The sequence below is a fragment of the Amycolatopsis sp. NPDC051061 genome, assembly GCF_040682935.1.
Taxonomy (GTDB): Bacteria; Actinomycetota; Actinomycetes; order Mycobacteriales; family Pseudonocardiaceae; genus Amycolatopsis.
Window position 1 is genome coordinate 1 of the sequence record NZ_JBFBBZ010000101.1, and the last position, 13147, is coordinate 13147.

Below are 13147 nucleotides of genomic sequence, written 5' to 3' on the forward strand. Positions count from 1 at the left end.
TTGAACGCGTTCGAGATCGCCTTCGACGGCCGTCTGGCCGTCGGACGTAGGTAGTTCCCTTCAACCCGAGTTACACCGCTCGTTTGACAGACCCCGATTACCACCAGTGGAGCCTTGCTCGCGCTTGCAGTGACAACAAAAAACGGTTGGGTGCCGACAGTCGCTTCTTTGTCGTGCTCTTCTTTGCTTATCTGGAAATCGTCTATATGGACATGCAGGCGCGAGTGATGCGCCGATGTACGGAGATAGGGGCGTTATTTAACTCGTCCATGCTGAATTCTCTGACGACGCTGGATGAGGGATACACGTTCGGCATCAAGGCGGCATTTGGGCCCGAGCCATTTCGGTGGTCGACGGTGAGGCATATTCTTTCGTCTCGCCCTGAATTATATGTTCTACATAGGGTTGGCAGCGATCATGTCCATCTCGACTTTGTTGATATGGCTGCTGAGGTAGCCGTTACGCTGCATTGCGTCGATCCTCCGGCGACTCCGCTGTGGGGGGAACGGGTATAGAAGCCGTGCGACTTGTCCAGGACCCGCGTGCCCGAACCGATGTCCGCTCGTCGGATTGAGAGTGCGTACGGACCGGTCTTCGCGGTCGGCGCATCTGGATGCCGGCTGGCGCCTGCATCGTCGTTGAGGGCGGACGCTGGAGATGTCTGTGCCGGGGAACTCGACCGTTGGAGCCAACGCCTGGTTGGTCTCATCCAAGGTGTGGAGGTTGTTGTGGCGTGGGTGGAGCAGTGCGGTAGTAGGTCGTGGCGCGTGAGATATCGACGGCAAGGTTTCGGTGTCCGGTCGGTGTCTGGATTTGGCTCGCGGCGTGATGCTGAGGTCTACGCTGCGGGACTGGAAGTGGATCGGCGTCGGCGGGTGTGGATCGATCCGGCCGACAGTGCGGTCACGGTCGCTGACTGGGTGGCGCGGTGGTTCCGGTCGCTGGATCTGGATCCACGGACGATCGAGAGCTACCGCAGCCGGCTGCGGTGTCACATCCTGCCGAAGTTCGGCCACCTGCCGTTGGGTGCGATCACGGCGCTGGGTGTGACCGAGTGGGCCCGACAACTGGAACAAGATGGATACGCCCCGTCGACGGTGAGTTCGCAGCTGAACCTGTTGTCGATGGTGCTGACCCGATGCGGCCGACGAGCGGCTAATTCCGTTCGATCCGGTGCGGCGGCGGAGGCGCCGGGGCCGGCGGTCGCGACGGGCGGTGCCGGAGCGGATCTGGGCGACGCCGGAGCAGGTGGTGCGGATCGCCGAGCAGGCCGGCATGCTCGGTGGGCCGATCGCGCGGCTGCTGGTCATCACCGCGGCGTGGACCGGGTGCCGGTGGGGTGAGCTGGCTGGTCTACATCGGGACAATGTCGATCTGAGGCGTGGCGTGCTGGTGATTGATCCGTTGGTGGGTGCGTTGCACGAGTCGGGGTCGATGCGGTGGCTGGGGCCGCCGAAGACCCGGGCCTCGGCGCGGACGATCGCGTTGCCGCCGTTTCTGGTCGTGTTGCAGCGGGAGCATCTCGCGCGGCACCGGTATGGGTTCGTGTTCACGACGCCGAGCGGGACGTGGTTGTGGCGCTCGACGTTCCTGCGACGGGTCTTCCGCCCCGCGGTCGACGGCATTGAGGCGTCCGGGACCAAGGCGGGCTGCGCGGCGGTCCGGCGCGGGTTGACCTTTCACGGGCTGCGGCACAGTCACAAGACCTGGCTGATCGCCGGCGGTGCGCCGGAGATCGCGCAGGCTCGGAGGCTTGGTCATCATCTGGACAACCGGGTCATCGAGACCTACTCCCACGCCGCCCCGGAGGTCGAGCAGCGGCTGCTGGAGGACCTCGAGCGCCGCTGGCACGCGGCAGCACCGCCACCGCCGACACCGTCACCGAGTGTGGTCGACGGTGGGCGGGTGGCGCTGGTTGTCCCCCTCTTCGCCACGGTGGGGGTCACCCGCCGACCGAGCCGACGAGCAGGGGGAACACCGCACGGACGCCGCGCCCGGGCTGGGGCAGTGCTCCAGTTTTGCCCCAGCAGGAGCACAACATCACGCCGCAAGCCGATCACCGAAGATCGAAAAAGGAATGCAGAAACCCCTCCGACCTGCCGGAACGGCGTCACCGAAGGGGCTCTGCGAGAGAGTGGAGCTTTGCCGTCGCTACTCGAACCGCGACGAACTCCTAAACCCCCTGGTAGACGCGCTACACCGCATTTAGGTCGGCGACGATGCCGACGAGCCCGAGACCGATTCGATGACAGCTAGGCCGCCCTCGCGGACCCTGGAAGATCGACTCTCGAACGACGACGTGCAGGCCATGGCCGAGCTCTACCGGGCCAAGCTCACCGCTGAACAGGTCGGCGAGCGGTTCCAGATCAGCGCCCGCAGCGTCCGACGCCTTATGAAGAAGCATGGAGTGCGCAAGCGGGCATGAGTCCAACCAAGGCCGCCCTGTCACGGCAGGGCGGCCTTGCCATGTCAATCGCGAGTTTAGACATCCTCATTGATCCAATCGGCTGGATAGTTTTGCCGACGCATTGGCAGATCAGCGCGTCAACGAACGTCGCTGCACTTTGGTATTTAAGCACATCTTCCGTTCCCTGACTACTGCGGGGCTGAAACAAAAATCCGCGCGACATTAAGCAAAGATTGCAATTTAGACGGAGAACTACACATGGAGAACCTCAACAGACAAGGAGAAACGCTCACACCCGAAACCCAATTTGAAACTATGCGTCACGCCCAGGAGTGCATGGCCTGCACGACTGCTCAACCGCTCGCCATACCCGACCAACGCCAAGTCGAACCACAGGAGACCGAACCGCTCCTGCCGACGGCCGACCTTGAGACGACAACGATCCAAGAATACCGCATAACTGCCCTCGTACTCGCCGGGCTCGTGGAAGCATTGGATGACCGCCGACCACTGCGACAACTGGAGCCGCACCTCACACCTTTGCTGTACTGGCACTTGAATGAACGAGAACGCAAGCCGGATGAGCTACAGCAAGGTTTCCGACTGCGAACATTGCATACCCAGAAGCCTCAACCAGAGGTCATCGAGGCCAGCGGAACTGCATCTAACCACCGGGTGGCTCGAGCGGTCGCAGCCCGGTTTCATCACTATCGACGCGGGTGGCAGTGCGTCACAGTCAAGATCCTCTGCTGAAACTCACATGATGGTCGCGATCTGCTCTGCACGCCAGACAAAACGAGGGTTGCGAGCCAAGTGCTCGAAGCATGCATCGGGCGCATCAGCCTCACGGAGCATGCAGATCACAAAAAGCCAATACACAGTTTCACTGAGGAAAAAGCGTTCTGCGTTACCATGAGATGATCCCTTCAAGTGATGCGCAATATCATGGCGTTCGTCTACGACCTTTTGGACCCAACTCGATCGCTTATTCCTCGGTACCAGCTTTTCAAAAACATCTCCTCCTAGCTGCTTCGCGAGAGGAGTCAGACGACCATGAAGACTGTTTCTTCCGGTTTTTCCGGACCACGTCATATGCATTGACTCCAGTGCCGCAACACGACTCAAGAACTTGTCCTGCACAAATAACCCAGCCCGGTAAAGGGTGTTCATGACTCGCCCGAGTTCTGAGCGATACCTTTCAGCTGTCACCATCCAACGAGCAACACCGTCGATGCCCAGTTGCTGAAAGGTGAAAGCCATGTCATGATCGACTACTGGTTTCTTGCCAACTTCTGCCTGGACGATCCAGTTTCCCCAGAACTTTGCCGGCTGAGAGCTTGATTTTACGCTGTCTGGACCTTCGGCAACAAATCCTGGATGATGCAGGAAGATATCCTCAAAGGCAGCGGTACGGTCCGCGCCAATGCTCACCAAATCTTGGAAGTCGCTGACGATGTCGACTGCAACCGCCAGAGGCGTCACGGCGTCAAAGTCCAGCTTGACATAGAAGTACTGGGATACCGCACTCCTCCTTAGGCTGGTCTCTGACATCCAGACATTATGTATGATCAACATTGAGCCAACTGACAAAGAAACCGTCATCGGGGCAATCGGTCGGACTTTCACAGAGTATCCCGCAAGAGCCCCGGTCTCCGGATGAGACTTGACGTCCTCTTCGATACCCGAGAGTCCTAGCCACTCAATAAGGTTGTCCAGCTCAGCAGACAGGCTGTCACATTCGACAGCTTCATCCTTCTCGTATTCATATCTTTCGATGACGCTACCGACCCTGTAGCGCTGGCGATCGTTCTCATCTGAACCCAGGAAGCTTCGACTCCCATGGGCGAAGAGGCAGTTATCTAGCGTGTAAAGCTGATTGGTTGATGCTCCGATAATTCTCTTGACGTCTGCGGCGTTAGGTGTCCATGTGCCAGGACTCGAGAACCCGCCGATCAGAGAAAGGTTGCCGCCATCCGCTGTTGAGAAGTTGAGAGTCCCTGGAACCTTCTCTTCTGGTCGGCCGGGAAGTCAGAAATAACCAACAACGTCTAGTCGATCTTCGTTACTCAATGCCTGCAACTCCAAAACTATCGGCACGCCCTAGTATAGGTAGCAGCACGACCTTACCGCATGACATTACGGTAACCCGCATTGATGCTCTACGCTAGCGAGATAGATTACTTCGTCATACGAAGGAGTAGAATGGCAGCTATTGATCAGGATGACCTTGAGCGCCGACTCGGCCTCGGGCGGGTAGACCAGGAAGAGTTAGCTTTTGTTATCCAGAATGTTATCAAGAGTGCGCGATACCCATCCAATCGTCGCATTAACTTCCCAGGCGACGGCCCAATAATACTGTCTCTGCTCTTCGACAAGCACGGCACGCTAACTGGAATTAGTCCAGGCGAGGCGCTGACAGCAGAGCTTGTTGAACAGATCGAACGCGAGGTAGTCGGTAAACTCCTCGCTCCGACAAGGTCCATGGTGCACCGCATACCGCTATTCGCCTGGTTCCAGACCAAGGGATACTGGCGACATGAGGACAAGTTGGTTTTCCGGCCAGTACCGGACAGGGCGCCGCAGCCATGGTTCCTGATGGCGCCACATCCGCTAATTCTCGAGGTCTCCTTTTCTGGCGCCAATGATAGCTCCATCGCAGCGATGCGCGGACGGCGAGCATCCGGCCAAATGGCACTGTTCCTGTCGCTCCTCATACCTGGATTGCAAATTCCGTCACTCTCGAACAGTTGGAGTCACCGGTGGGTCATCGTCCAAACCGACCCGCCTTCACCCAGGGCTCCAGCGCTCGCCGCAGATCACTATTTTATCGAGGATTTTGAGCCTTTCGTCGACTCGCTGTCGAACAAGGGTTCGCTACCGGATATCGAGCTAGTCGAAGGCTTACCGATGGCACTGGGCATTGATCGAAAATTTGTCTTGCCAGACACCATTTCGAGACATCTGGGCATCTTCGCGAAGCTTAGCGACAGCGATAGCCGGAAAATGCTACGGGCAGCCTACTGGCTACATCATGCGCAAGAAGTGTGGGATCTATCGAAATCGGCCAGCTATCAAGCACTAATTCAAGCAGTCGAGGTACTCATCGAAGTTCCACAGGATCAGCCGAGGTGCACCACATGCGACCGAACGCTCGGTGTCGGACCAACGAAACTCTTCCGGGAATTCATAGACCGGTTTGCGCCGATGGCCGACTCCTCGGAAGATCCCGCTCGAAAGAGACTCTATGCCATACGTTCCATGGTGGCACACGGTAACTCGTTGTTCTACGCCGACGAGAACGTAGATGTCGGCTGGCACAGCCCAACGCCGATGCACGAGTACGAGCTAATGGAAGGTGCAAAGAGGATCTGCCGACGCGCGGTGATTTGATGGCTTCAAAGCAGAGGGAAGTAACTTGTGCAGGGTATCACCCATCAAAAGACGGCCAGGCTACGCCGTCGCAAGCGGCGAGGCATCTGTCGCAGGTTACGGGCACACCTGGCGCGAATTCGCCAAGCTTGCTCTGCATTGTGCTAGTCGAGAGAGAAATCGAGGTAAGTCGAGCATCTGGCTGCGCGGGTCTCCCAACGAGGGAAACTTCCATGATTTCAGCATCGGTAATGATATGTACGCATTCCTGCTCGCCGTACCGTCTGCCTCGAATATGCTCGCAATCATCAGGATCGCCCTCACAAATTGAACACTGCATGGCTCTTACCTTCATTCCGGGGCTCAAACCCGCACGATTGTGGGCAAGCGCGGCAGGACATTGCTGGTGGTATTGCTCGTCCTTGAACGCAAACAGGCAGCCCTTGGGAAAGGTCCCGCGTGCCAGCTGGCCGGCTGCGTCAAGCCGCGTATGCGCTACCTCAAATTGTGCCATATCCTCATATTCGAGGTAGTTCATCGCCCCGCGTAGCGTATGGAGACACTGGCGCAGCTCTGCATGCAGCTCCTTGGTAGGCCCCTCGGTGGCAAGCAGCCGAACGACACGTCCGTATGCTTTACTGCCTGCACGTAGCCGCTCAAGCCCGACACTCACGTCGCCGTCACTCCCTAACGTTGCGATCGAACTGCTCAATCGCCTTCAAGACGTCCGGACCGGCACCGTCCGCCTTAAACTTGACGACATCGCCGTTCTTCTTGTGCACCGAGTATTCGACGTGCAAGACGGAGTCTTGCACGTTGCGCTTCGTGGCATGAAAATAGTTCATTATTGTCGTGGCGACGATGTTGGCCGGTATATTCGCCAAGACGTTCAAGCCGAAATCTAGAACCGGAACCCAGACATCGAACGCCTTGTACCCAACTAGTGCACGTTGCGACTTCTCATGCTCGTAGTCGACGCTAAAACCTAGTTCGCGGAGCAGCTTTACGAAGTCACTGGTACTCGTCGGGTAATGATGCTCGCCTTCGGCGCTGCCATCGTCCTTGCCCGGAACTCCGGCGCGGACTACGACCTTGTTTTCGGACACTACCCAGTCCCTCCCCGTCGACCGACATCCACGACGCGCGGTCCGTCTGCTGCGGCTGACGTTACGCTCGCACATCGACAGACCTGTCACCCGCGGTTCCGCAGCATGTCGGAGAGCCCGTCCACGGCGCTGAGCACGCGGTCAACAGCGGCGTCAAGTAGCAGCGTGTCATCCATCGAAGACCAGAACGCCACAGTCCGAGTGAGTTCACGACGCCAGAAAGGCTCAGGATCGACCACCTCGAACCCCAGGGAGACGGCAAACAGAGCGAACCCCTTGCCGGGCTGACCGTCATCCATGGTGGTCACCAGTGAACTAAGCAGCGGCCGGCCCCGCCCGTGCTCGTACTGGCTGACGTGGCCGAGCGCGTCGTTGAAGCCGCGGAAGGGCGGGCGGCTCATCGGGTAGTGCCAGCGGCCGTCCGGGTCGACCAGCAGGCCAAGGTCCCGGTAGTGGATACAGGCAGCCTCGGGCTGGGTGGTTGAAGCATCCCGAGCGCGGTTACGGAGCTGCCGCCAGATGAGCCGTTCGTCAGGCGTGAGCTGGGTCAACGGATGCCTCCCGGAGTGACTCGATGACGGCACAGCGTCTCCGCTCCTTTGCAGTCCAAGTCGACTACTGATCCTCGGACGTTACAGAAGATGAGTACCGGAGAACCTTTAGGGCACGCCACTCTGACAGGTGCAATCGGGCCCAGGCGAACCTGGTGTATCCGCAAGATCCCAACCTGCCGCACTGTGCTAATGACTGGACCTCATTCGCCGTCGAGGTGTAGGGCAATCTTGCTTGCCGTCCTCTGATGTTCGGCAATGCCTACAAGCAAACCGGCGACAAGAAGTCCTGGACACACATAATAGAACCAGTTTGACACAGAGAAGTACTCGAGCGTGAGACCAATACAACCTACAACGGCAGCGAAGACTGCCCCGCGGAAATCCGCCAGGAGGCGCTGACGATATTCAGCAACCATCGCGTTCTGGTCATCAGTATACCGCTCGGGTCGCACATGCCGTCTCGCCCACATGATCGCCACGGCAGCAAGCAATGCCAGCGCAATGAACGCGATGAACCAACCCCTGATTGACGTCGATGCAGTCTGAGTGCTGTCCGGTTTGATCGCTAAGAATCCGAAAAGTACAAACTCCAGCATCCCGATCATGAATGGCAACAAGAAGTCGAGTCCTGAGGGCGCCGAGCCTGGCAGGATGAGCCCGCCAACCATCAGGCCCATGTAGATGTTTGCGGTGATCAGCAGACTTATCCCCAGTAGCAACACCCGTAACGGCAGGTCCGCATCAGGCCCCCGAAAGGTGAAGATGTTGGCAGCCGCCAGGCCGGCGACACCGATAGCAACCCCGACCATGGCAGCATGGAGGTTCATGTAGTGATCAAGAAGGTAGCTGGCTTTTCGCTCCAGCACAAGATCACGCGATAGTCGCATTTGATCACGTCCCCTCTCTAACTACAGGTCAGCTACCGTCGAACTCGACGGAGCTAGTATCTAGTGGTTCATGAATTCCGTTACAGGCAACGCGGGATAGGCCGCCTCGACCGCGACAAAGCCGAGACCCTGCCGCGCAGGCGGCTAACAGTGGTCCACTGCGCGTCCCGACAGGCCACACCACACCTAGAGTTCAGATGTCGCGTGGCCAGCAGATTAGGACCTCGGGCTGCCGACGCACCCAGTGTGCGGTCGAATCGCGGCGGCAAGCAGCGTTGACAGTCATCCATGGACGACAAATTCCGCACTACCCGAACCAGTTCTCGGCGCCAGACTGAGCTCGAGTTCGGCGACTCTAAACCCAGAAGATGGCGAGCTGAGCGAAGCCTTCAGGACTAACCGAGGTAGCCCTGCGCGCTGCCAGTCGCCTCTGGGCACCTCTGATGGCTGCGCACGAAGCGCTGCATACAAGGTAGTATTTAACCAGATACCAGCTCGAATACGAGTATGATGCGATACGCACAGGTTCGATGCCTATCGATGGTCATAGACGCAGACTAGCCGCTATGGATTGGTTGCAACTCACCCCAGCGGCCGTGCTACCTCTGGTGGGTGTCCTGCTCGGCACTCTGGGATCACTTGCCACGACCCATCTCGGAACGCGCACCACCAGGAAGCAGGCCGAGACGCAACGGCGAGCGGCGCTACGAATCGAGCGCAAAGAGGCAATACGTGATTTTTTGGAAGGTGCCCAACGCGTCGAACACCTTGCAGAACGTCGCTACCAAACAGGCGAGCGAGACAACAACGAGGCTGAACTCCTGACGCATCGAATGTGGTATTTACAGAAGTGTATCGAACTCGTCGGCGGTCATGAGCTGCGACGGGCTGCCCTCGACTACGCTTGGCATCTTGGCGACGCCGTCTACAAAGAGCTTCCAACAGATCGAGACATTTGGGAGTTTATGACATCTTACAGAGAGCCATTCTTGGAGGCTGCACGTCGTACGCTTGCTATCCCAGAGTAGAACTTCCTCGCAGAAAGCCTCACTTAGTTCGCCAGCAGCTCTTTCACCATCACATCAAAAACCGGTGACCCCGGCAACGGGTTCCGCTTCTGCGCCACGCGTCGCCATCCCCAGGCGACATAGGCGTGTTGAGCTGGCTCGGCGGCCGGTAAGACCGTCAGAGTGGCCCGCTCCTCATGGCGGCCGGCAAGCAGCTCGTCGTGTAACTGCTTGCCAACACCACGTTGCCGCCACTCCCGGGCCACGATCAGCTCGACGAGGGCAAACGTCCGATCTGTGTATTCCGTGGTCAGCTCGCCAGCAACCTCAGTCGTCAGATTTTGCCACCACGGCGTGTCCGGTAACAGCGTCACGCCGAACGTGAAGCCCACCAGCTCGCCTGACGCCTGAGCGACGACCAGATCAAAACCAGGCGCTTGCCGTTGCTGCTCGAACCGCTTGGCGAACAGTGCGGCGTGCTCGTCACCCCAGTTGTAGGGCGGTTCGGCATACACGTCGCGGTATAAGGCGGTGAGCGCCTTCGCGGCGTCGGCAGCTCCCTCCGGCCCGAGATGGTCATAGTGCACGAGTTCAGTCGCCGGATCGTTCACGACGGTTCCCCGCGGTGTTGACTCGCATGTAGTCGGACAGTGCCTCGCGAAAGGCAGCGACCGCCGGAACAGAGACATACTGCTGCTTCAGGGGTTCGGCTAGGCCGGTCAGCCATTTGGTGAGCACGGATGAGCGCATGCCGTTGGCCTGCTCGAGAGCCCGCATGCCGACGTTGGCCGCTTCGGCAGGCTCGCGCTGAGCGAGGCGCACCTTTCCGAGTCGAAGGTGGTCTAACACGCGGCTGCGTGAATAGGACTTGCCCCGGATGGCAATCGCGCTGGTGGTGTGCTGCTCGGCCTGCGCGGCATGCACGAGTGCGCGCTTCGGTTCTGGTTCGGCTAAGGCCAGTTCGGTGTAGGCGTTGGCGGCCAGGCATTCCACCTCTGCCCCGTTCATGTAGTGCACCCAGTCTGGCCGGTCAGTCGGCGACGCGTCCCGGTACGTCTCAATGCAGGCGTCCACTGCCCGACGAGCGTTGGCGGCTTCCCCCCGACCGAGCTGGGCGCACGCCCGAGCTTCGAGGCCAAGCAGCTCCGAGCGCACCAAAGCGTTGCCGTGACGAGGCAAACTGGCGAGTGCCGTCTGCACCAGTGAGAGGCTGTCGTCGTAGAAGCCCAGCGCGGTCGACATCTGGGTCATGTCCCCCACGATCTTGGCGCCGAGGTCGGGGGCGTCAGCGTGCTGACATGCGCCCAAGGCCAGCAGGTAATAGCGCTGGGCCAGGCCAAACGACCCGGCGTCATAAGTCATCCAGCCGGCCAACTGGGCCAGTTTGGCGGCCACTTGGAAGAGGCGGCGTTCGGTCGCAGGCGTATGAGGCTCGCCGAGCGTTTCAGCGACGGCGTTGAGCTGGCCGACGACCGCCTTGCGGTGCAGACCGCCAGCCCCAGACGCGTCCCACCGGCGGAAGAAGGTCACCGACTGCTCGAGGTCGCTGAGCTGATCTGCGCCGAACTGGTCGGTGGAGATGGGCGCGATGGGCAAGGCCGCGACCCAGCGTTGCACTTGGCGCACCAGCGGGGTGCCAGACAGCAGCGAGAGCCCCATGAGGAACGCTCGCCTGGTCGCCATGTCACTCGCTGTAAATCGCTCGATTGCTTCGGCCGCTTCGGACGGAGACAGGTGAAAGTCACCGGCCATCGACTCCATCTGTACGTCCGACGACAGATCAAGGTCAACCAGTGCAGCGCTTGCTGGCAACACGGCGGCCACGGTGGTGCCTGGAGCAGCACTGCGCGTCAGAGAGAAGCGCTCCCGAGCGTCGTCATCGGCCTGGGCCAGTACGGTGTCGAGCACTGCTTGCATCTCTGGCAGCGGCGTAATGCCGTCGCGCCGGGCTTCCCAGTTGCTGATCGTCCGCACCCCGATGCCGAGGCGGGCGGCGAAGTCGCGAACCGTCAGGCGCAGGGCAGCGCGGAGCGCTGCGGCCTCCTGGCCGGTCCAGCGTTCGACGGCTGCCATAGCTACTCCCACGGTCTTGTAGCCAGCCTATAACGCAGAGTGCCACAGCGGTGCCACACGGCTGCTACACGCGGGCATTCCCTATCGGGCGCCCGTTGACCAGGCTTTTTACCAGGCACCCGGGCGTTCGGTTGACGCCCACGCTACGCCTCCAGCCACGGGCAGGCTCCCGCCAGCACTACCTGCCGCCCGTGACCAGAGCTGTCCCGGACGTCCGGGTGTCGCCAGATCGACGGCAACGCGAACGGAGCAGGCATGACGATAAAGATGATCGAGTGGCTGGTCTGCGGTGCGCAGACAGCCCTCCCGGCGGTCGCTGCCGAAGACGAACCAATCACCCGGCCCCTGGCCTACGGCTACATGCGCGTGCCCTGTGACGTGCCGGACGCCAAGGTGCAACGGCTGGAGCAGGCCCTGCGTGCCTTCGCGGCGCTCCAAGGCCTGTACCTGGTGACGTTCTTCTTCGAGTTCGACTGCGGCTCGCAAGAGGGGTTTGGCGAGCTGCTGACCGAGCTGAAGCGTGCCGACGCCCACCATGTCGTCATTCCTTCACTGCGGCATTTCGCGCGCAGCACCCTCCTGCAAAACCAGATGCTCGGCCACCTCGAATTTGAGGCGGCGGCCGAAGTGCTCGTGCTCCGCGAAACCGCGTAGCCGAAGCCCAACACTCCCTGAAAGAGCCAGCCCGTGACGATTCCGCCCACCCACTTGCAGGTGGTCGCCAGCCCAGCGCCGACTCGGCGTCATGCCACTTCGACGCCGAACCTCTGGGCGCCCCTCGCACACCTGTCGTGGTGGCTGCATGAGCCCGAGGAGACCGGCCGGTTCTGCGAGCTGTGCGGGGATGCCTGGCCGTGCCCGCGCTCGGGGAGCATGGTGGGTTTTCCGAAGCGGGTGGCGGCGTGAACGACCAGACCGCCCACCTGGTGTCAGCGCTCGGCGCGGTCAACCAGCGCATACCGGAGGTCTGCCGGACGCTGCTGGGCGACCAGATGACGGCCGCCAAGCAACGCGAGTTCGCCGGACTGCTCATTGCGCTCGGCAATGTCCTGCACAACCACGCCAACGACCAGGCCGCCAAGGATGACCTGCTGGTCGACGAGGGACACCATGCCGTGCCTTTGCCCCCGCCGGAGTCGTGAATGCGGTCGGGCTGTACGTCGCCGTGGTCGGCGGCGGCCTGTTCCTGCTAAGCCTGGGGCTATTAGCAGTCGCACGGTTGCGAGCAGCACGACAGCACGCAGACAAACCAGATGACCGGTCGGTAGCCGGCATCGTGGCGCGGGTTCAACGTGAACGAGCCGAAGAAGAATTTGCTCGTGCCCCAACGCAGATTCTCCTGGCAATTTCGCCCGACGACGTGCCGACGCAGCCAATCCCGGTGTATGTCCCGCTGCCTCGTCGCCGTCGGCCGTATGTCAACCGGCCGCCGACACCGTGGCCCCGGCGAGACCTTGACCAGCGGCCTGCTACGGAACTGCTGCAACGCATTTTGAACGGACTTCGCGACCTTGACCGATGACCACACGGCACGGACGGCCCCGGTCCGGGTGACTCCGGCGGCCCGGCCGTCGAGCTGGTCAACGGCGTGGCGAAGCTCGTCGGTACGTGCAGCCGGGGAGCCAAGCAGTACCCCGGTGAAGGCCCAACTGAGGCGCCCCAAGATTTCCGGACAGCTTTCCTATAGCTAATTCATGCTGCAAGCTGTCGGCTCAGATACTCGTTGTGGACCTCTAACGGGGTC

15 protein-coding genes and 1 pseudogene are annotated in these 13147 nt (G+C 60.5%); 8 read left to right on the forward strand and 8 right to left on the reverse strand.

Going from position 1 to position 13147, the window contains the following annotated elements; genetic code table 11:
• The first annotated feature begins 83 nt into the window (after window positions 1-83).
• The 4 genes from AB0N03_RS51320 to AB0N03_RS51335 all read left to right on the forward strand — a co-directional run bounded on the left by AB0N03_RS51320 (window position 84) and on the right by AB0N03_RS51335 (window position 3160).
• On the forward strand, window positions 84-515 hold the full coding sequence (locus AB0N03_RS51320; RefSeq protein WP_364388714.1) for a hypothetical protein: 432 nt from the start codon (window positions 84-86) through the stop codon (window positions 513-515).
• 360 nt (window positions 516-875) lie between these two features.
• Window positions 876-1343 carry a hypothetical protein gene (locus AB0N03_RS51325; RefSeq protein WP_364388716.1) on the forward strand — a complete coding sequence of 156 codons (468 nt, stop codon included), beginning with the start codon at window positions 876-878 and terminating at the stop codon, window positions 1341-1343.
• Window positions 1276-2256, forward strand: coding sequence for a site-specific integrase (locus tag AB0N03_RS51330; protein ID WP_364388744.1), 981 nt, complete (start codon window positions 1276-1278; stop codon window positions 2254-2256). Before AB0N03_RS51325 ends, AB0N03_RS51330 begins: the two co-directional genes overlap by 68 nt.
• A gap of 409 nt (window positions 2257-2665) precedes the next feature.
• Window positions 2666-3160 carry an Rv3235 family protein gene (locus AB0N03_RS51335; protein ID WP_364388719.1) on the forward strand — a complete coding sequence of 165 codons (495 nt, stop codon included), beginning with the start codon at window positions 2666-2668 and terminating at the stop codon, window positions 3158-3160.
• Window positions 3161-3163: 3 nt separating this feature from the next.
• Here AB0N03_RS51335 and AB0N03_RS51340 read toward each other — a convergent pair whose 3' ends face one another.
• Together AB0N03_RS51340 and AB0N03_RS51345 are read right to left on the reverse strand one after the other, a co-directional pair.
• A complete protein-coding gene (locus AB0N03_RS51340) occupies window positions 3164-3667 on the reverse strand; it encodes a HEPN domain-containing protein (protein ID WP_364388746.1) in 504 nt (167 codons plus the stop codon).
• Window positions 3641-4423, reverse strand: a pseudogene (locus AB0N03_RS51345) (hypothetical protein); the annotation flags it as partial. The pseudogene AB0N03_RS51345 and the gene AB0N03_RS51340, both read right to left, overlap by 27 nt.
• A gap of 186 nt (window positions 4424-4609) precedes the next feature.
• Here AB0N03_RS51345 and AB0N03_RS51350 point away from each other — a divergent pair.
• Window positions 4610-5797, forward strand: a complete 1188-nt coding sequence (locus tag AB0N03_RS51350) for a hypothetical protein (RefSeq protein ID WP_364388722.1) — start codon at window positions 4610-4612, stop codon at window positions 5795-5797.
• Window positions 5798-5834: 37 nt separating this feature from the next.
• Here the strand turns inward: AB0N03_RS51350 and AB0N03_RS51355 are convergent, their stop codons facing one another.
• The 4 genes from AB0N03_RS51355 to AB0N03_RS51370 all read right to left on the reverse strand — a co-directional run bounded on the left by AB0N03_RS51355 (window position 5835) and on the right by AB0N03_RS51370 (window position 8302).
• Window positions 5835-6314, reverse strand: a complete 480-nt coding sequence (locus AB0N03_RS51355) for a hypothetical protein (RefSeq protein WP_364388724.1) — start codon at window positions 6312-6314, stop codon at window positions 5835-5837.
• Between the two features lie 142 nt (window positions 6315-6456).
• Window positions 6457-6882 (reverse strand): hypothetical protein, encoded by a 426-nt coding sequence (locus AB0N03_RS51360; RefSeq protein WP_364388727.1) that lies wholly within the window; start codon window positions 6880-6882, stop codon window positions 6457-6459.
• A gap of 86 nt (window positions 6883-6968) precedes the next feature.
• The gene (locus tag AB0N03_RS51365) at window positions 6969-7433 is read right to left on the reverse strand and encodes a hypothetical protein (RefSeq protein WP_364388729.1); all 465 of its coding nucleotides are present in this window, start codon (window positions 7431-7433) and stop codon (window positions 6969-6971) included.
• A 203-nt stretch (window positions 7434-7636) separates the two neighbouring features.
• Window positions 7637-8302: a hypothetical protein gene (locus AB0N03_RS51370; protein ID WP_364388731.1), complete on the reverse strand. Its 666-nt coding sequence runs from the start codon at window positions 8300-8302 to the stop codon at window positions 7637-7639.
• Window positions 8303-8889: 587 nt separating this feature from the next.
• On the opposite strand from AB0N03_RS51370, the gene AB0N03_RS51375 reads away from it, so the two are divergent.
• A complete protein-coding gene (locus AB0N03_RS51375) occupies window positions 8890-9351 on the forward strand; it encodes a hypothetical protein (protein ID WP_364388733.1) in 462 nt (153 codons plus the stop codon).
• A 23-nt stretch (window positions 9352-9374) separates the two neighbouring features.
• Here AB0N03_RS51375 and AB0N03_RS51380 read toward each other — a convergent pair whose 3' ends face one another.
• Both AB0N03_RS51380 and AB0N03_RS51385 read right to left on the reverse strand, forming a co-directional pair.
• Complete coding sequence (locus AB0N03_RS51380; protein WP_364388735.1) at window positions 9375-9941, reverse strand: GNAT family N-acetyltransferase; 567 nt, start codon at window positions 9939-9941, stop codon at window positions 9375-9377.
• Window positions 9922-11403, reverse strand: a complete 1482-nt coding sequence (locus tag AB0N03_RS51385) for an XRE family transcriptional regulator (protein ID WP_364388737.1) — start codon at window positions 11401-11403, stop codon at window positions 9922-9924. The genes AB0N03_RS51380 and AB0N03_RS51385 overlap by 20 nt, the downstream gene beginning before the upstream one ends.
• Before the next feature lie 255 nt (window positions 11404-11658).
• On the opposite strand from AB0N03_RS51385, the gene AB0N03_RS51390 reads away from it, so the two are divergent.
• Entirely contained in the window at window positions 11659-12057 is a 399-nt protein-coding gene (locus tag AB0N03_RS51390; protein WP_364388740.1) for a recombinase family protein, read from the forward strand.
• A gap of 248 nt (window positions 12058-12305) precedes the next feature.
• Complete coding sequence (locus tag AB0N03_RS51395; RefSeq protein WP_364388742.1) at window positions 12306-12545, forward strand: hypothetical protein; 240 nt, start codon at window positions 12306-12308, stop codon at window positions 12543-12545.
• Window positions 12546-13147 lie beyond the last annotated feature (602 nt).